The organism is Vibrio aerogenes, assembly GCF_024346755.1.
Classification (GTDB): domain Bacteria; phylum Pseudomonadota; class Gammaproteobacteria; order Enterobacterales; family Vibrionaceae; genus Vibrio; species Vibrio aerogenes.
The window spans coordinates 3,691,811-3,710,086 of sequence record NZ_AP024861.1 but is presented as its reverse complement, the minus strand read 5'-3'; the positions used below and the strand labels follow the sequence as shown (position 1 = coordinate 3,710,086).

Below are 18,276 nucleotides of genomic sequence, written 5' to 3'. Positions count from 1 at the left end.
GTTTTTCATGAAACCTTTTTCTCTTGTTGAGTTTATTCGTGATACTTACCAGTCCAGCGAATTCATTCCGTTACATGCGCCGACGTTCGATGGTAACGAAAAGAAATATGTGACGGAGACGATTGAGAGCACTTTTGTTTCCAGTGTCGGAAAATTTGTTGACGACTTTGAGCGTCAAATCGAAGCTTTTACCGGGAGTCCGCGTGCGGTTGCAACGGTGAACGGCACGGCGGCGTTACATACAGCTTTATATATGGCAGGTGTTGAGCGCGGAGATCTGGTGATCACCCAGGCTTTAACTTTTGTTGCAACCTGTAACGCGCTTTATCACATGGGGGCTGATCCGGTTTTTGTTGATGTGTCTCCGGTGAGCCTGAGTTTATGTCCGAAAGCCGTTGATGCTTATTTGACTGAATATGCTGAACTGAATGACTTCGGTTGTGTTCATCGGCAGACCGGTCAGAAAATCAAAGCGGTTGTGCCCATGCATACTTTTGGTCATCCGGCAGAATTAGATGAGCTGATGGCTGTTTGTCTGCGGTGGAAGTTGGTGCTTGTCGAGGATGCTGCAGAAAGTCTGGGATCCTTTTATAAGGGGCAACATACGGGAACTATCGGTGATTTCAGCGCATTGAGTTTTAACGGGAACAAGATTATTACCACCGGTGGTGGTGGCATGGTACTGTGTAAAACTCAGGCGTCAGGTCAACATGTAAAACATGTCACAACGACAGCCAAAAAACCACACCCTTATGAGTTTTACCATGATGAGCCGGGCTTTAACTACCGGATGCCTAACCTGAATGCGGCACTGGGTTGTGCGCAAATGGAAGTGATTGAGACTTATTTACAGCAAAAGCGTTATTTGGCTGGTTTGTATCAGGATTTCTTCGCTGGTTCTGATTATGCTTTTGTGGCTGAACCCGAATACGCACAATCGAACTATTGGCTGAATGCAGTGATTTGTCCTGATAAATCTGCGCGGGATACGATGCTCAAAGAAACCAACGATGCCGGGGTAATGACTCGCCCGATCTGGCAACTGATGCACCGTTTGCCGATGTTTGAACAAGCTCTTCGGGGATCGTTGGCTTATTCTGAGTTTATTGAGGCGCATTTAATTAATTTACCCAGTTCGCCCGCTGACATTTTTCGTGTTTAAACCGGAAAACAGAACAAACAGGAAGAGGACTGTCTTGTGACAGCAGAAAAAAAGAAAGTTGCAGTGTTTACCGGCACGCGAGCCGAGTACGGTTTACTTTACTGGCTACTCAAAGATATTGAGGCTGATCCGGATTTAGTGTTGCAACTTCTGGTCTCCGGGATGCATCTGTCTCCGGAATTTGGTGAAACTTACCAGCAAATTGAGAAAGATGGATTTCATATTGATGAAAAAATTGAAATCTTACTTTCTTCTGATACAGCGGTTGGTGTTGCGAAAAGTATGGGGCTCGGCGTATTAGGGTTCGCTGATGCATTAAACCGGCTTCAACCGGATTTGCTGGTGATATTGGGAGACCGTTTTGAAGCACTGGCTGCTGCGCAGACAGCAGCGATTATGCGGATCCCGATTCTGCACCTTCATGGCGGAGAAATTACTGAAGGCGCTTATGATGATGCCATTCGCCATGCGATTACAAAATTCAGCTATTTGCATGCGACTTCGACCGAAGAGTACCGGCAACGGGTGATTCAGCTGGGAGAGTCACCTGAACGTGTGCGTAATGTTGGTGCCATTGGTTTGGATCATTTAAAACGTGCAACCCTGATGACGAAGAATGAGCTGGCGGAAAATTTAAATTTTTCGTTGGAAAAGCCATATTTTATCGTGACATATCATCCCGTGACTTTGGGTGAGGAAGCACCTGAAGCAAGTTTTGAAGCGTTGCTCAAAGCGCTGGACCAATATCCGGAACACCAGATTATTCTGACGTATCCGAATGCTGACGATGGCGGACGTCGTATTATTCCTTTGCTTGAACAGTATGCTGCGCGGCAGCCTGAACGGGTGTTAGCGATTCCCTCTCTGGGTCAAATGCGGTATCTGAGTGCTGTCAAATATGCCAGTGCAGTCATTGGTAATTCCTCCAGTGGCATTATTGAAGTGCCGTCATTTGGGGTGCCCACGGTTGATATTGGTGTTCGTCAGAAAGGACGCTTAGCGGCAGACAGTGTGATTCATACCGCTGCGGATGAAGTATCCATTCATCGTGCGATTCAAACAGCGATTACTCATGCTTACAAAGAATCTTCAGCTGAGATTGAAAATCCTTATGGGAAAGGGAATACTAGCGCCCAAGTGATTGAAATGATTAAGTCCATATCATTTGAGAAATGTAAAACTTTCTTTGATGTGTCCTTTGAAACCGGGAAGTGAGATTATCATGACGCTGATTATTGCAGAAGCTGGGGTAAATCATAATGGCCAGGAAGCGCTGGCGTTTGAGTTAGTCAAAGCCGCCAGTGATGCCGGTGCTGATATTGTTAAATTTCAGACATTTAAGGCGAAAAATCTGGTCACGGAGCAGGCACGTCAGGCGGATTACCAGATCGAAAACACCCAAAAGCAGGAGTCTCAGCTGGCGATGCTGAGCCGTTTAGAGTTGTCTTATAAAACTCATTTTAAACTGGTCCAATACTGTGATGAGTTGGGGATTGAATTTCTTTCAACTGCCTTTGATTCAGAAAGTCTGGACTTTCTGGTCAATGAGCTGGGGCTGAAGCGTTTGAAACTGCCATCCGGAGAATTGACCAATGCACCGCTGGTTTTACAACATGCCCGGACGGGATGTGACTTAATTATTTCAACCGGTATGGCCACACTAGCAGAAATTGAGATGGCATTGGGTGTGATTGCGTTTGGTTATACCTGTACTGATCAGGATGAACCTTCTCAGGAAGCGTTTCAGCAGGCTTATGCGTCTGAAACCGGACAAGCAGCATTAAAAGACAAAGTGACTATTTTGCACTGTACGACGGAATATCCCGCGCCAATGGAAGAGATTAATCTGAAGGCAATGGATACGCTTGCTCAGGCATTTGAATTACCCGCAGGTTATTCAGATCACAGTCAGGGTATTGCGATCCCTGTCGCTGCCGTTGCCCGCGGCGCTGTTGTGATAGAGAAGCATTTTACCTTAGATAAAATGATGGAAGGCCCGGATCATAAGGCTTCACTTGAACCTGGAGAACTTGCGGAAATGGTTTCCTCTATCCGGCAGGTCGAAGTGGCTTTAGGGCGCTCTGTGAAAGCTCCGACGATTTCTGAGGTCAATAACAAACCGGTCGCCCGCAAAAGTTTAGTCGCTTCCCGGACGATCAAAGCCGGGGAAATTTTTGATGAGTCAAACCTGGTGATAAAAAGGCCGGGTACGGGGATTTCCCCCTATCGGTACTGGGAGCTGCTGGGTTCAGCTGCCGGTCAGGATTATTTACCGGGAGAGCTGATTGTTGAATCATAGAGATGAATTACCATTAGTTCTGATTGGCGGCGGCGGTCATGCTTCGGTTTTAGCGGATATCTTACTGCGGCAGAAACGACAAATTTTAGCTGTTATTTCTCCGGATGAAGTGATTGAGCGGTCAGTTTTTGATGGAATTCAACATGCTCAGCAAGACGATGATATTCTTCAGTTTCAGCCAGAACAGGTGCTTTTGGTCAATGGGATCGGCGTGTTGCCCGGCTCAGATTTAAAGAAACGACTGAATCAATATTATTTATCTTTGGGGTACCGTTTTGAGACTGTGATTGCCAGCGAAGCGGTCGTTTCACCTTATGCTTCAGTCTCAGAAGGGGCGCAGGTATTTCCCGGAGCCATCATTCAGGCCGGGGCTGTCATCGGGCAACATACAGTCATTAATACGGGGGCTATTGTTGAGCATGATTGCAGCATTGGTGATTACAATCATATCGCGCCAGGTGCCGTCATTTGTGGTCAGGTAGAAACAGAGGATGACGTTTTCGTTGGTGCGGGTGCGCGGGTCATTCAAAACCTTCATCTGAAGCAAAAAGCAGTGGTTGGTGCGGGTGCGATATTGACTGAGTCATTATCAGAAGAAGAGATTGTCTACCCGGCCCGAAGTATCATCAAACATATACAGTAAAAGGGATGCCATGAGCTATTGTTGGAACAATGTACTGATTAAACCCGATAATACAATCCGGGATGCATTGGAGATAATAAACAGAGAAGCTTTACGTGTTGTCTTAGTTGTCGATCAGGAACAGCATTTGATTGGTGTGGTGACCGACGGTGATATACGCCGGGGTTTATTAAGTGATCTTTCTTTGGATGATGTCGTCTCTGGTGTCATGAATACTTCTCCTGTGACTGCCCGCAAAGATACGTCCCGTAAAGCGCTGGTGGCGTTAATGGAGCAGAAGGGAATTCTCTCTGTCCCCTTGCTGGATGATACCGGGATGATTGTGGGACTGGAAACCTTACATAGTGCATTAAACCAGCCTGAGTACCAGAATCCGGTTTTCATTATGGCGGGTGGGTTTGGCACGCGTTTACGACCTTTAACGGATAACTGCCCCAAACCGATGCTGAAAGTGGGTGATAAGCCTATTCTGGAAATCCTGATCAGAAGTTTTATGAAAGCAGGTTTTAGCAATTTCTATATTTCCACCCACTATATGCCTGAGCAAATCCGGAATCACTTTGGGGATGGTTCTTCACTGGGTGTTAACATTACTTATGTGCATGAAGAATCGCCTTTGGGTACCGGAGGTGCACTTGGATTATTGCCCAATGACTTACCCAATGATTTACCGCTGATTATGATTAATGGCGATGTGCTGACGAAAGTCGATTTTCAGCGATTGCTGGAGTTTCATACCGACAATCAGGCTGATGCAACGATTTGTGTCCGGGAATATGATTATCAGATCCCTTATGGTGTGATTAATGGCGAAGGCCATAAAATTACCAGTATGATTGAGAAACCGGTTCAGCGGTTTTTCGTGAATGCTGGTATTTATGTCGTGTCCCCAAAAATCTTCCAGTCAGTTCCGGAGAATTTCCGGATAGACATGCCAACACTTCTTGAACAGCATATGCAAAAAAATGACAGTGTATTGATGTTTCCTGTTCATGAATACTGGCTTGATATAGGCCGTATGGATGATTTTAACCGGGCACAAATGGATATTTATACATTGGGGTTGAATTGATTTATGGAACGTGTCGCGGTTATTGGGCTGGGCAATATTGCTATCCGGCATCGTCGTAATCTGAAGTGCTTATATCCTGATTCAACGCTGTATGCGATGTCTGCCAGCGGACGCATTCCTGATGAGTCTGTTGAAAACTGTGATCAGGTAGTTTCTGACGTTCAAATGCTGATTGATGCCGGCGTGCAGCTGGTTATTGTTGCCTCTCCGGCCCCTTTTCATGCCCGCCACGCTATTCCTTTCATCAAGGCCGGTATTCCGGTGTTGATTGAAAAACCGATTGCCGCAAGCTCGGAAGATGCGCAGGCCATTGCCGATGCGGTGAATCAATATCAGACCCCGGCTGGCGTGGGTTACTGTTTACGTTATCTGCCTTCTTCTCGACGGATCAGAGAACTATTGCGATCCGGGACTATCGGTCATTTGTATAACGTATTTATTGAAACCGGCCAGTACTTACCTGACTGGCGTCCGGCAAAAGACTTTCGGGAGAGTGTTTCTGCAAATGCGCATTTAGGCGGCGGTGCTTTACTGGAGTTGAGCCATGAGCTGGATTATTGCCAGTGGCTGCTTGGAGCGCTTGATGTCCGGCATGCAATATTACGCTCTTCTGACGAATTAAGTCTGAGTGTTGAAGACTCTGCCGATATTATTTCAATGACGCAACATCAGGCTGTAGTCAATATTCATTTGGATTTTTTGCAGAGAAAAGCGCGGCGAAAGTGCAGGATAACAGGCAGTCAGGGGGCTTTGGACTGGGATTTGATTCGCAATGAAGTGACGCTGAGTTCAGCAGATGGCGGGTGTGAGATAATCTACAGTGAGCCTGAATGGGATAAAAATCTGATGTATCTGAATATGCTGAAAGCATTTATTCAGCAGATCACAGACCCGCAAACTGAACCGGAAAACCTGGCCAGTGTTGAAGACGCAGTGAAAACAGTCAGGTTGATTGAACAAATTAAGCAAGTCGCAGATTGATATTTAAGTTATGAGTAGTATTTAAGAAGAGCGGCTGTCACGGAGATGATATGAAGTATTTTGCTTTCATTTTTGCCAGAGGGGGCTCTAAAGGTCTGCCGGGTAAAAATATTAAGCCATTAGCGGGTAAACCTCTGCTTGAGTATTCCATTGATACGGCTCAGGCTGCACCTTCGGTAGCACGGGTTTTTGTTTCTACGGATGACAAAGAGATAGCAGCGGTTGCAAAAAATGCGGGTGCTATTGTGATTGATCGCCCTGTTGAACTGGCCACAGATCAGAGTCCGGAGTGGTTATCATGGCGACATGCGGTTGAATGGGCTTCACAGCACTACGGTGAGTTTGATGGGTTTGTCAGCCTTCCGGCAACCAGCCCGCTGCGTAGTGTCGATGATGTTGAACATGCGATCGAAAAACTTCAGTCTCAGGATGCGGACATTTGTATTTCAGTCACGCCATCCAGCCGGAGCCCTTATTTTAATATGGTGAAAGCAAATGAATCTGATTTGATGGAGCTGGTCATTCAGCCTGACAATGAGGTTTGCCGAAGACAGGATGTTCCGGAGGTCTTTGATATCACAACGGTTGTTTATGTTACAACGCCGGCGTTTGTGATGAATCACTATGGGTTATTTTCCGGGAAAGTAGCCAGTATTGAAGTGCCAAAATCACGGGCGGTAGATATCGATGATATTTACGATTTCCACCTGGCTGAAGCCATATTACAGAGTGAAAAATAAATGGAAAATCAACTGAAAAATAAAACAATTCTGGTGGTGGGTGCCGGTGGTTTACTGGGGACATCTTTAGTCTCAGCCATGATAGCGCAGGGCGCCAAAGTGATTGCTGCCGATATCGATGTGACCGCAATGACAAACCGGCTGGTCAGTGTCGGCGTAGAGACTGACGCTGAACAGTTAGTCACAGCGGCATTAGATGTCACCAACGAAACGGATGTGAAATCATTTTTTGAAAGTTTGGATCACATCGATGGTGCGGTTAACGCCAGTTATCCCAGAAATAAAACCTATGGTGCTCATTTCTTTGATGTAACACAGGACAGTTTTAATGAGAACCTGACGTTACACCTGGGCAGTTCTTTTTTATTTACCCAGCAGTGCGCGGCATTTTTTAAACGTCACCAACAACCGTTTTCACTGGTTAATATTGCATCGATCTATGGCGTCGTTGCACCAAAATTTGATGTGTATGACAACACGCCCATGACGATGCCGGTTGAGTATGCGGCGATCAAGTCGGCTATTTTGCATTTAAATAAATACGCTGTTGCTTATGTGAATGACAGCCGGTTCAGAATTAACTGTGTGAGCCCTGGTGGTATTTTTGACCATCAGCCTGAGCCTTTCCTCGAAGCTTATAAGTCGAATACACATGGTGCAGGTATGCTTGATGTGAAGGAAATAGAAGGGGCTATCCTGTTTTTACTGTCTGAACAGTCAAGGTATGTGACCGGGCAAAATATTATTGTTGACGATGGGTTTAGTTTGTAATGGAGTGCAAACGATAATGAAAATTTTACAGGTTATGGTACATGCTTATGCGCATGGATTTGCTGGCGGAACTCAAAAAGTAATGATCGAATTGGGGAACCAGCTTGCTAAACGAGGGCATGACATTACCTCTATTTACAATGATACAGGTCCTGGAGAGTTATTTTTTAAAGCGGAAGGAAATGCCCGGGTTGTTAATTTATCCAGTCCCACGTGTGGACCTTTTCATCAGCTTAAGAAAGTATGGCGGGAAATTACCCGTCCACTGAGAAAAACAAAGTACAGTGCTTATTTTCCTGATCCTTTGCATCAGGAAAAAGCAAAAATGTTGGCTAAGCCGGTAGTTCAGTTTATTAACCAATATGATCCTGATGTGATTTTGGCTTATGGTGCCCAGGATGTTAATTCTTTTTTTGCAGGGAAAAAATGGTTGAAAAAAGACGTTCCTGTAATCCATATGACTCATAGTGATGTCGATGTATATTTCAGCAACTTAACAAAATCGGATATCAAAAATATTCAAAATTGTCATGCCGTTCAGGCATTGACACCAGATTTTTCGGATAGATTACAGAAACTTATTAATAAAGAAGTGGTTTGTATTGCTAATATTGTGAATTCACCAAATCAATTTGCAGATAGTACCCAGAAAAGCTCTTATCCCCGAAAAAAAATTATTATGCATTCCCGTTTAGATAAGAAAAAACAACAGCATATGTTATTAGAGTCATTTGCTTTAATTAAAGATCAATTTCCTGATTGGGATGTTGTTTTATTTGGTGGTGGTCATAAAGATTATATTGATAGATTGCATTCCATTATTAGCTCCAATCATATGGATCATAGGGTAAGTTTGAATGGCCCAACTTCTGAAGTAGAAAAAGAGTTATGTGATGCTGATTTATTTGCATTTCCATCAGTACATGAAGAAGGATGGGGATTAGTATTGACTGAAGCGATGTCTGTTGGGCTCCCCTGTGTTGGAATAAAAAGTACTTCGGCTGTGAATTATCTGATTCAGTCGGAGAATGCTGGGTTAGTTTGTGAAAATGATGCAAAACAGTTTTCTTTGTGTATGAGCAAATTGATGTCTGATACTGAACTTCGTAAAAAACTTGGAGAAAATGGACGCAAAGGGATGGAAAAATATAGTGTAGATGCAGTCTGCTCACAATGGGAGGATCTATTTGAGAAAGTATGCTCAAAAAATCAATAGTGAGACTGTTCTTAAGATATTTTACACAATTTTACAGGTAATTATAAAATCAACAGTCAGGTTAAAATATTGACTTATGAGCGTACGATTTGGCTTTTCCTGAGCTCAGGTAGCGACCGATTATGAAAGTAGTCAAGCAGATAACTTTGTATCCGGTTATCTCTTGAAGAAGTCATATATTTGTGTTCAATGAGCCGGATTTTTGCGTCAGGATATATTTTGGATAAGGTGTAGAGAGCTGTTGACGATAGCCCGATGATTTCATTAGGTATAAAACCATGCTCAATGAGCTCGATTTCGATTGGAAATTGGGGCTGATGGTAAATAATACCTTCCAGCTTTTTTATCTCTTTTGAGACATGTTCTGCCTCTGTTCGGTGAGGAATATAAATCAATGATTGTTCAGAATGACTGAGTGCGGATTTGATGCTTTCCAGATACTCATCGATCGATATCCGACCTTTTTCATCAATACTTCCCTGACCAATGAATATATTGTGAGGCACCATTTGGTGCCTTCTTGAATTGATTCTTTCTTTTAATAAAGTGAGGGTATTTTCTTTATAAGACACTACACAATCAGGAAAATGAAAAATAGAGAATATTTCAGTATTCTCAAAAAAACCTAACTTTCCAATCGGTTTAATACCACTGAATTTTAGAATAAAATCCTGAATCCATCTGGGACGATAGAAAACACTTTTAGGCTCGATATGATCATAGTAATCAAAAAATGTCATTGTGCCATCATCGAAAAAAATATGTTTCTTAAACGCAAGATTACGAATGATCAGCTTTGAGCGCCATGAGCAATACTCACTGTAAAAAAGATTGTTAAGGTTTCCCTTGCTATATTTTTTTATGTCACGAATGACTCTCGGAGTAATTGTAGTTCTTTTATTTCTGGGATAACGCAGCACCCGATCCCAATCCTGTTCATTCAGCAGGGATGACATTTGCTTTTGACCAATTAAATTGTTTTGCTCAAACAAAATCAGTAAATTATTTTTTGTACGATAAGCTTCCCGTGCCTCATTTGCACATATGTATTGAAAAGGAGATGTGACGAGAAATATGTTCATAGAATAATTTAACCTGTTATCCATTGAATTGTCTTTTTAAGTGCACCCTGGTTTTTTTGTAGTATATGGAGTGCTGATTCAGAGTGTGCTTTATATAGCAGATGGTTATCGAATAGCATGATTATTTGTTTAGCTATATCTTGCGGTTCGGAGCAGATGATGATGGCCTCATTCTTAATAAATTGATCCATGATCTCTTTGAAATTAAAAAAACTGGGACCTGTCAATGTTGGAACTCCCAGGGCTGCCGGCTCTAATATGTTATGTCCACCCACTTTATCACCTATCAGGCTTCCCCCCATGAAGCAGATATCTGTTGCCCCAAGCAGAAGCAGCATTTCTCCCATTGTATCGCCTAAGTATACTTGATGTTCGGCTGTCACATTATCTTGAGATGTTCTTCGAATCGTTTTTAATTTCCGGGATTTGCATAATTCATATACAAGATTAAAACGTTCCGGGTGGCGGGGGACTAAGATAAGAAGGCTATCTGGTTTTTTCTCGAGCAAAAGCTGGTGGGCCTGTAAAATTTGCTCTTCTTCTCCCTGATGGGTACTGGCTGCAATCCAGACAGGGCGACTCTCACCTAATCTCTCTCTTAACTTTTTACCTGCTGAAACTGTGGTGTCCGGAATTGTCAGATCGAATTTCACAGAGCCAGTTATCTCTGTTTTTTCTGGCTTAATACCTAACTTAAGAAAGTGTTTTCTGTCAGCTGCCGTTTGGCAGAGTATACGGGTTAAAGCCGGAATCATCTGACAAAATATTGGATATATCTTTTGATAATTCTTATATGATTTCTCTGATAACCTTGCATTTACGATTGTAATTGGAATGCCAGCCTGGCTGACATAGTGAATTGTATTTGGCCATAATTCTGTTTCGATGATCATCATTTCTTTAGGGTGAACAGAAGCTAAAAAACCTCTGACAGCAAATCCAAAGTCAATTGGCATATAGCGGTGTTCAGCGAGGTCACCTAATTTGGCAATTTCTGCAGCGCCGGTGCTGGTTGTCGTTGTGATAACAATGGGGAGTTCGGGGAACTCTTGCTTAATTTTTTTGACTAACGATACCGCAAGGATACTTTCACCGACGGATACGGCATGAATCCATAATGGCGATACTTTTGTTTTCAGGGGAGGAGTCAAGCCAAAATGTTCTTTCCAGCGACTGCCAAATTTGGGGTGATTTGTTTTTTTTCTGTACAGGCGGTAAAGCAAATAAGGGGACAGGAGAAAGAGAACGAATGTATAAACGATGCGGACAAACATGATCGGGCCTTAATCAGAGAGTTGAATATTCAGTGAATGGCGTGTTGATTGTTTTTTTCTCATTGTTGTATATCTTTTAAACATTCTTAACATCTGTCTTATTAGTAAAACTTATTATTACTCAATCAGATATTTTAGTACAGAGGGGAGCACCCTTCACTGATCTTTTCGGTTTTGATACCCGGATTGTTTTCATAGTACACTTTGTGCAGCATATCACATGAATCGGAGTTTTTATGGCCACGCCTGTTATTTTACATATTTGCCTTTCAGAAGGATGGGGGGGACTGGAAATGTACCCTATCCGGGTTGGAAGCAGGTTGTCTCAGGCTGGTTATCAGATTTTCGGGCTTTGTCTGCAAAAGACACAAGTTCATCATAAGATGAAGCAGTCCGGAATCCCGGTTTTTTCAGCCAAGAGTAAAAGTACTTTGCTCTCCCGGGATTTTTTCAGTTTAGTCCGTTGGATTAAAGCCCGTAAAATAACCGTAATTCACTGTCATAAATCCGGTGATTTGGTGTTCGGGCGGCTGATTCGTTTATTTTGCCCTGTACGGGTTGTTTTTACCGAACACATGGGAAGCCGGCGAGAGAAAAAAGATGTGTATCATCGCTGGGTTTATCGTGGGGTCGATTTAGTCCTGTCCGTGAGTGATTCAACGTACCGGCGAAACATCCACGCATTACCTGTACCTGAAGAAAAGGTGTCCAGGCTTTGGCTGGGAACTGATATTCCGGATGTGTTATCTGGTATGCAAGAAAACATCGCTGAAATTAAACGGGATATGGGGATTCCTGATTCTCTCACGATTCTTGGTACAGTTGGCCGGATTTGTGAGGGAAAAGGGCATATCGAGCTGGTCCGGGCTTTTCGCTTGATCGAACAACAGTATCCCCGGACCTTGTTAGTGATTGTGGGGGGAGTTCATGCCTATGAGGGATGTGATCAGCGTTATCTTCAGCGCCTGAAACAAGTTATTACGGAACTGCGTTTAGAAGATAAGGTTATCTTCACCGGATTCATGTCTGATGTTCAACAGGCCTTATCTGTGATTGACGTTGTTTGTTTACCTTATGCCAATGAAGCTTTTGGCTTAACTGCGATTGAAGCAATGGCCGCCCAAAAGCCTATCGTCGGTGCTAATACAGGTGCTTTCCCGGAAATTTTCGCAGAGACTGCTTTACTATGTAATCCCAGGGATGAGCAAGATATTGCCAATCAAGTGATGACTTTAATGACGGAGAAGAACTTAGCTGATTGTTTGGCCGGTCATGCCCGGCGAAGAGCTGTGCACGAATTCTCAATGGAAAAACATATTCAGGGGTTGATAGACTTTTATTCTGATTTGGTCAGTCGCAGTGTGGTTTTGGCTGCCGGACTTGAATGATTGTAACAATTTATTTTAAAACATGGTTTTCAAGCGTCATACGAATGGTACTATCTGCAATCAATGTGCGTATTGTCTGAATAAAAGTATATGAAAATTCTTGTCATAGGTCCTTCATGGATTGGTGATATGGTGATGTCGCAAAGTTTGTATATTGAACTGAAAAAGCGTCATCCTGAATCAACAATTGCTGTATTAGCCCCCAAGTGGTGTAACCCGGTTTTACAACGAATGCCTGAGGTTGATCAGATTCTTGAGATGCCGATTGGACATGGGAAGTTTGATCTAAAGGGGCGCTGGAAAATAGGTCGCCAACTCATTCAGGAAAACTTTACTCATGCTTTTGTTTTACCGAATTCAGCGAAATCAGCTTTGATTCCGCTTTTTGCCGGGATTAAACACAGGACGGGGTGGAAAGGTGAATCCCGTTATGGATTACTGAATGACCTCAGACCCCGTAAGCAGGTGTTTCAGTATATGGTTGAGCGATATGTTGCGTTAGCCAGCAGTAAAGAAACAATGCTGGAAGAAGTCGCACTGGCAAGTTGCCCAAAACCGAAGTTGGTTGTGGACTCAGAGCAGCAGGCTGAAGTCTGCTCCCGCTTAGGCTTGTCAAAACATGGTCAGGTGGTCGGTATGTGCCCGGGTGCTGAGTTTGGCCCCGCTAAGCGCTGGCCTGAAAAGTATTATGCTGAACTTGCATTGTATCTGATTGAGCAGGGACATCAGGTTTGTATTTTTGGATCGGCGAAAGATCAAAATGTCTCTCAGGCTATTTACCGGTCTTTACCTGAAGAAGCCAGAAAGCATTGCTTTGATCTTGCCGGACAGACATCGTTGTCCGAAGTGGTTGATTTACTTGCTATGTGCCATACTGTTTTCTGTAATGATTCTGGGCTGATGCATATATCGGCTGCGGTTGGGGTCCGGATTGTTGCGATTTATGGTTCTACATCGACCCGCTATACGCCACCCTTGACTGATCGGTGCTGTGTTGTTCATACGGATATTTCGTGTCGGCCCTGTTTTAAAAGAGAATGCCCATTGGAGCACTTGAACTGTTTGAATCAATTAAGTGTACAGCAAGTCATTCAGGCTTATGAGACGCTGAATATATCAACTTCAGGTAATGAGACCTTATAGTTAAGCAGCTATGGAAAAGTGATGTCTATAACAAGAATTGATCGATTAAACCAGATAATATTGGGATTGTTTGGCGTGTCTTTGTGTGTTTTCAAAGGCGGTATGTACTTATTCCCTGTATTACTATTTATTACATTTATTTTTATCAAGCCTAAAAACTTTATGCAGGATGAGATGTTAAAGAAAATAGCACTGATCTCATTCGCTACCTTTGTTGTTGGTTTTCTGTCTAAACTCATTAACTTGAGTGTTTACTCAGATATAGGATTTTATACAAAAAAGGCTATTTTCCTTTTTTTAATTCCGGTGTTGCTTTTTTATCTGAAAAATAAACTGAATCAAAAAATACTTTTTTCTGGCTTTATTGTTGGTTTAGTTATAGCAAATTTTTATTGTTATTATCTTTTCATTCATTCTCATTTTACAATGAGTGAAGCGCTTGTTGACAGTTTTTGGGATATTCTCAGGTGGCGTGAAATACTGACTTTTAGTTTATGTATCGCGATACCCGTTTTATTTCATAAAGATAATAAGCTGAAACTACTCGCATTGGCATTAATACTGGTATGTATACCCTCCGTGATATTTAGTGGTGGCCGGGTTGTTTACTTTGCTGTAACTATTGCAGTGGTTGCCTATTTTTTTCTATTGAAAAGAGACAAAATCAAACACTTTATTTTGTTTGCTGTTATCTGCTCTGGTTTGATATATTTCGTACCAAATCCTGTTTTTAAGGCTATTGATCATCGGGTTGAGTCAATTTTTAATACTGAGTCCAACTATTCTAATATTGGGCGATTGCACATGTATAAAGAAGGTAGCATCTTTATTTATCATCAGCTGGTTAATCATCCAAAGTCAATTCTTTTTGGCATGGGAGAGAAAGGTTTCAATCAGGAGTTTGTTCATTACCTGACTCAAGAAGGGAAATATGAACACCTGATGGAGATAACGAACAGACAGTTTTCGGTCAGAGACCAGCATAATGCTTTGCTGAATACATTGAGTAAACAAGGCATGCTATATTTTGTTATGTTTTATTCGATGATGTTGTTTTTATTTTTTAAAACTTATCAATCAGCTGTACAAGGTCATATTTTTTCTCAATCGGCACTCGTTTTATTAGTTGGCTATATGTCAATTGGCATGCTGTATGGTAATGAATTTAGTTTTGATACTATCATTATGTTTACACTCTGGTGTCTTTTATTTTCCATGAGAAATAATACAGGTACTGAGCAGAAAAATACGGAATCGGTCAATGAAAAAGACGGAGATATAGTGAAGGGTGATTTATGAGTGACTTTTTTAAAATAGTATTAAACCGTGGGATTCGTCTGGTTGGTAATTTGATTAAATTGTTGTCTTATTTCTTTCACTTTGTTTTTCCGAAGGCTCGTTTCACTATTCCTGAGTATTCAAAAGCAAAGATCAAAAAGAACAAAGAACAACAAATTACAAAATTGATCTGGCAAACAAACTACTCAAATCGTTGCACTTTACCGGTTTATATTAATTATCTGTTTAACCGGCTCATGTCTCTTGATTATGATTACCGCTATGTCAGTACTGAAGAGCGTGAAGCGTTCATGCGTGACAATGCAGCTCCTGAAGTGTTTCAAGCTTACATGAAACTGAATGATGGGGCAGCACAAGCTGATTTATGGCGCGTAACGACGCTCTATCTTCATGGTGGTATCTACATGGATATCGACGCAACTTTAGTTTGGCCACTAAACAAAACGCTTCAGGGAAGCAATGACTCATTATTTATTAAATATAAGAACAATACTGAATTTACGAACTTTTTCCTCGCAACTGCTCCGGATAATCCGGTTTATAAATCTATTATTGAAAAAGTGGTGGATAATATAAATCACTTTGATTCAATGGAAAATCAAAGCGCCTTTGCTGTGACCGGCCCTTTAGTTGTCAATGAAGTACTGAAAGATCAAGAGGTTTTGTATAAATCGCGGGATCATGTTTGTATCCAGGGCACCTTTACCAATGAGTATTTTCAGTATATGGATAAGCCAAAAGGAAAATGGAATCATAAAAAGCCGGGTGAATTGTTAAAAAAATAAACTTCATTTTCTGTGAACAATAAAGGCCACAGCGCACTGTCTGAGATTCTGTGGCCTCAGGATAACTGCTGAGATATACGTTCGAACATTATAATCACATCATCCGCTTTAATGCGTTTCATCGCCTGTTCATCTTTGACTCTTGTGCGCCAGCTTAATTGAGATATTTCTTTTTTTTGCTCGGCTTTTAAAGCTTCTTCATAGACTGAAATAACAGAGTCACGATAATGATAGGGGCCGGTTCTGGCTGGGTTATGATGTGCATAAAGGCCGATGACCGGTGTCTTCATTGCATTGGCCATATGTGTTGGCCCTGTATCCGGTGCAATTAACAGATCAGCCAGATCAATCAATGCCAGCATTTGCTTGATCGAACTCTCTCCAACCAGATTTGTCACAGATGCCGTCGTTTCTCTGAGAATATCGTCCGCTAACTGAGTTTCTGTTGCAGAAGGAGAACCCGCTAAAATGATATTCCAGCCCGATTGAGTGGCATGTTCCAATACCCGGGCATAGCCTTCTGGTATCCAGTTTTTATACTTCTTGCTCGCACCGGCAACAATGACCAGGTTCTTGTGATGTAAATCCAGATGCTTCTCTGCCCACTGTTTATCTTCCGCTGAATAGCTGATATTCCAAGTCGGTGAGATATCTTTGACACCCAGATGTTGAGCGAAAGCGAGAAACCCATCCAATACGTGAGGCTGAGCCGGTGATGGTACTTTGACGTTAGTAAACAGTGTTTGGAAATCCTGACTGCGGGTTGCATCAAAGCCCAGCTTATATCGGGCTTTAATCCCCAGTGTGAGTATACTTGCCCGGATGGCATACTGCATATGGAGCAGGGCATCGAAGCGATGTTCTTTTAACTGTTGCCATACCTGTTTGTATGCGTGCCAGCCCTGTTTTTTGTCAAAGATAATCACCTCAATTCCGGGAAGATCGCTAATGAGTTGAGCCTCCAGCTTCCCTGTGATCCAGGTAATGCGGGTTTCAGGCCAGTAACGTTGAATCGCCTGAACTGCTGCGACGGCATTACACACATCACCAATAGCCGAAAGGCGTAAAATGCAGATAGAACGAGGGGAAGATTGAAATAATGCCATATCATCTGTATGCAAGTGCAGAAAAACAGGATTATGCCAGAAGTGTTCCCCGGAAGTAAAATTGACCGGTTTCAGTCAGAGCCAAATATATCCCGGGTATATATTTTTTCTGCGACATCTTCTAAATCTGCTGACATCCGGTTGGATATGATGATATCGGATAAAGCTTTGAATACTTCCAGATCGGTTAATACCGTTGAGTGATTAAACCTTTCATCTGACAATAATGGTTCATAAATGATGACTTTAACGCCTTTTTCATGCAGACGTCTCATAATGCCCTGGACCGAAGATTCTCTGAAGTTATCTGACCCCGATTTCATGATAAGGCGATAGATGCCCACCACTTGCGGGTCTCGCTGCATAATGCTTTCCGTAATAAAGTTTTTCCGGGTCTGGTTCGCTTCCACAATTGCCTTAATCAGATTGTTCGGTACGCTTTGATAGTTTGCCAGCAATTGCCTGGTATCTTTAGGCAAACAGTACCCACCGTAGCCAAAGGAAGGATTATTGTAGTGGTGGCCGATCCGGGGATCTGAGCACACACCATCAATGATTTGCCGGGTATCGAGATGATGCGTTTCTGCATAACTGTCTAATTCATTAAAATAAGCGATGCGCATGGCTAAAAATGTATTCGAAAACAGTTTGATAGCCTCTGCTTCTGTTGCGTGGGTGAATTGGACCGGAATATCAGTTTTGATAGCACCTTCGGACATTAATCTGGCAAATTCTCTGGCTTTGTCACTGTCTTCACCGACGATAATTCTGGATGGGTACAAGTTATCATGAAGGGCTTTGCCTTCGCGCAGAAATTCAGGAGAAAAAATCAGATGAGAGTGGCCCGTATGTTGTTTGATTCTCTGAGTAAATCCAACCGGAACCGTAGATTTGATGATAATGGTTGCCCGTGGATTATATCTGATAATATCCTGAATCACAGATTCGACAGATGAAGTGTTGAAGTAGTTGGTTTCAGGATCGTAATCTGTGGGTGTCGCCACGATGATAAAATCTGCATTATCATAAGCTTCTGCAGGGTCGAGCGTAGCTTTGAGATCAAGTTTCCGGGTTTGCAGGTAAGTGGCTATATCTTCATCAGCAACGGGTGACTGCTTGCTGTTGATTAAAGAAACTTTGGTTTCAACAATATCTAAAGCGATCACCTGATGATTTTGCGCCAGTAATATGGCATTCGATAAACCGACATAGCCGGTTCCGGCAATGGCTATTTTCATAACATCATCTCTTTGCTGATTGTCAGGCAATGCTATCCGCACGATAAGGCGGATAGCATGAGATTCAGGTTATGAGC

17 protein-coding genes are annotated in these 18,276 nt (G+C 42.6%); 13 read left to right on the top strand and 4 right to left on the bottom strand.

All coding sequences use genetic code 11. The features are described 5' to 3' along the window. Window positions 1-7: 7 nt before the first annotated feature. From OCV29_RS16580 to OCV29_RS16540, 9 genes are read left to right on the top strand one after another with little or no spacing between them, the layout of a single operon-like run. On the top strand, window positions 8-1,162 hold the full coding sequence (locus tag OCV29_RS16580) for a LegC family aminotransferase (protein WP_073604243.1): 1,155 nt from the start codon (window positions 8-10) through the stop codon (window positions 1,160-1,162). Window positions 1,163-1,198: 36 nt separating this feature from the next. Next, entirely contained in the window at window positions 1,199-2,377 is a 1,179-nt protein-coding gene (gene neuC / locus OCV29_RS16575) for a UDP-N-acetylglucosamine 2-epimerase (RefSeq protein WP_073604242.1), read from the top strand. 7 nt (window positions 2,378-2,384) lie between these two features. Continuing rightward, complete coding sequence (neuB, locus tag OCV29_RS16570; RefSeq protein ID WP_073604241.1) at window positions 2,385-3,461, top strand: N-acetylneuraminate synthase; 1,077 nt, start codon at window positions 2,385-2,387, stop codon at window positions 3,459-3,461. Further along, window positions 3,451-4,104, top strand: coding sequence for an acetyltransferase (locus OCV29_RS16565; RefSeq protein ID WP_370737204.1), 654 nt, complete (start codon window positions 3,451-3,453; stop codon window positions 4,102-4,104). Before neuB ends, OCV29_RS16565 begins: the two co-directional genes overlap by 11 nt. Window positions 4,105-4,114: 10 nt before the next feature. Then, on the top strand, window positions 4,115-5,176 hold the full coding sequence (locus OCV29_RS16560) for a nucleotidyltransferase family protein (RefSeq protein ID WP_073604239.1): 1,062 nt from the start codon (window positions 4,115-4,117) through the stop codon (window positions 5,174-5,176). Between the two features lie 3 nt (window positions 5,177-5,179). Continuing rightward, window positions 5,180-6,157, top strand: coding sequence for a Gfo/Idh/MocA family protein (locus OCV29_RS16555; RefSeq protein ID WP_073604238.1), 978 nt, complete (start codon window positions 5,180-5,182; stop codon window positions 6,155-6,157). Window positions 6,158-6,207: 50 nt separating this feature from the next. Further along, the gene (locus tag OCV29_RS16550) at window positions 6,208-6,897 is read left to right on the top strand and encodes an acylneuraminate cytidylyltransferase family protein (RefSeq protein WP_261887340.1); all 690 of its coding nucleotides are present in this window, start codon (window positions 6,208-6,210) and stop codon (window positions 6,895-6,897) included. Then, on the top strand, window positions 6,898-7,668 hold the full coding sequence (locus OCV29_RS16545) for an oxidoreductase (protein ID WP_073604236.1): 771 nt from the start codon (window positions 6,898-6,900) through the stop codon (window positions 7,666-7,668). Between the two features lie 16 nt (window positions 7,669-7,684). Next, window positions 7,685-8,884, top strand: a complete 1,200-nt coding sequence (locus tag OCV29_RS16540; protein ID WP_073604235.1) for a glycosyltransferase — start codon at window positions 7,685-7,687, stop codon at window positions 8,882-8,884. 74 nt (window positions 8,885-8,958) lie between these two features. On the opposite strand, the gene OCV29_RS16535 is transcribed toward OCV29_RS16540, so the two are convergent. Next, on the bottom strand, window positions 8,959-9,990 hold the full coding sequence (locus OCV29_RS16535) for a polysialyltransferase family glycosyltransferase (protein ID WP_084193354.1): 1,032 nt from the start codon (window positions 9,988-9,990) through the stop codon (window positions 8,959-8,961). Next, a complete protein-coding gene (waaA, locus tag OCV29_RS16530) occupies window positions 9,975-11,240 on the bottom strand; it encodes a lipid IV(A) 3-deoxy-D-manno-octulosonic acid transferase (protein ID WP_073604234.1) in 1,266 nt (421 codons plus the stop codon). The genes OCV29_RS16535 and waaA overlap by 16 nt, the downstream gene beginning before the upstream one ends. A gap of 236 nt (window positions 11,241-11,476) precedes the next feature. On the opposite strand from waaA, the gene OCV29_RS16525 reads away from it, so the two are divergent. From OCV29_RS16525 to OCV29_RS16510, 4 genes are all read left to right on the top strand, one after another. Further along, window positions 11,477-12,628, top strand: a complete 1,152-nt coding sequence (locus tag OCV29_RS16525) for a glycosyltransferase family 4 protein (protein ID WP_073604233.1) — start codon at window positions 11,477-11,479, stop codon at window positions 12,626-12,628. A gap of 90 nt (window positions 12,629-12,718) precedes the next feature. Further along, window positions 12,719-13,771, top strand: a complete 1,053-nt coding sequence (waaF, locus tag OCV29_RS16520; RefSeq protein WP_073604232.1) for a lipopolysaccharide heptosyltransferase II — start codon at window positions 12,719-12,721, stop codon at window positions 13,769-13,771. Between the two features lie 21 nt (window positions 13,772-13,792). Beyond that, window positions 13,793-15,070, top strand: coding sequence for an O-antigen ligase family protein (locus tag OCV29_RS16515; RefSeq protein WP_084193353.1), 1,278 nt, complete (start codon window positions 13,793-13,795; stop codon window positions 15,068-15,070). Next, entirely contained in the window at window positions 15,067-15,855 is a 789-nt protein-coding gene (locus OCV29_RS16510; RefSeq protein ID WP_073604230.1) for a glycosyltransferase family 32 protein, read from the top strand. Before OCV29_RS16515 ends, OCV29_RS16510 begins: the two co-directional genes overlap by 4 nt. Window positions 15,856-15,911: 56 nt before the next feature. Here the strand turns inward: OCV29_RS16510 and OCV29_RS16505 are convergent, their stop codons facing one another. Continuing rightward, window positions 15,912-16,961, bottom strand: a complete 1,050-nt coding sequence (locus tag OCV29_RS16505) for a glycosyltransferase family 9 protein (RefSeq protein ID WP_073604281.1) — start codon at window positions 16,959-16,961, stop codon at window positions 15,912-15,914. A 71-nt stretch (window positions 16,962-17,032) separates the two neighbouring features. Further along, on the bottom strand, window positions 17,033-18,199 hold the full coding sequence (locus tag OCV29_RS16500) for a nucleotide sugar dehydrogenase (RefSeq protein WP_073604280.1): 1,167 nt from the start codon (window positions 18,197-18,199) through the stop codon (window positions 17,033-17,035). Window positions 18,200-18,276 lie beyond the last annotated feature (77 nt).

Bases quoted from the DNA above. Each gene is read 5' to 3' on its own strand.
- OCV29_RS16515 (WP_084193353.1), top strand. From the start codon at position 13,793: ATGTCTATAACAAGAATTGATCGATTAAACCAGATAATATTGGGATTG.
- OCV29_RS16510 (WP_073604230.1), top strand. From the start codon at position 15,067: ATGAGTGACTTTTTTAAAATAGTATTAAACCGTGGGATTCGTCTGGTT.
- OCV29_RS16505 (WP_073604281.1), bottom strand. From the start codon at position 16,961: ATGGCATTATTTCAATCTTCCCCTCGTTCTATCTGCATTTTACGCCTT.
- OCV29_RS16550 (WP_261887340.1), top strand. From the start codon at position 6,208: ATGAAGTATTTTGCTTTCATTTTTGCCAGAGGGGGCTCTAAAGGTCTG.
- OCV29_RS16525 (WP_073604233.1), top strand. From the start codon at position 11,477: ATGGCCACGCCTGTTATTTTACATATTTGCCTTTCAGAAGGATGGGGG.
- waaA (WP_073604234.1), bottom strand. From the start codon at position 11,240: ATGTTTGTCCGCATCGTTTATACATTCGTTCTCTTTCTCCTGTCCCCT.
- OCV29_RS16545 (WP_073604236.1), top strand. From the start codon at position 6,898: ATGGAAAATCAACTGAAAAATAAAACAATTCTGGTGGTGGGTGCCGGT.
- OCV29_RS16580 (WP_073604243.1), top strand. From the start codon at position 8: ATGAAACCTTTTTCTCTTGTTGAGTTTATTCGTGATACTTACCAGTCC.
- OCV29_RS16540 (WP_073604235.1), top strand. From the start codon at position 7,685: ATGAAAATTTTACAGGTTATGGTACATGCTTATGCGCATGGATTTGCT.
- OCV29_RS16555 (WP_073604238.1), top strand. From the start codon at position 5,180: ATGGAACGTGTCGCGGTTATTGGGCTGGGCAATATTGCTATCCGGCAT.
- OCV29_RS16500 (WP_073604280.1), bottom strand. From the start codon at position 18,199: ATGAAAATAGCCATTGCCGGAACCGGCTATGTCGGTTTATCGAATGCC.
- OCV29_RS16560 (WP_073604239.1), top strand. From the start codon at position 4,115: ATGAGCTATTGTTGGAACAATGTACTGATTAAACCCGATAATACAATC.
- waaF (WP_073604232.1), top strand. From the start codon at position 12,719: ATGAAAATTCTTGTCATAGGTCCTTCATGGATTGGTGATATGGTGATG.
- OCV29_RS16535 (WP_084193354.1), bottom strand. From the start codon at position 9,990: ATGGATAACAGGTTAAATTATTCTATGAACATATTTCTCGTCACATCT.
- neuB (WP_073604241.1), top strand. From the start codon at position 2,385: ATGACGCTGATTATTGCAGAAGCTGGGGTAAATCATAATGGCCAGGAA.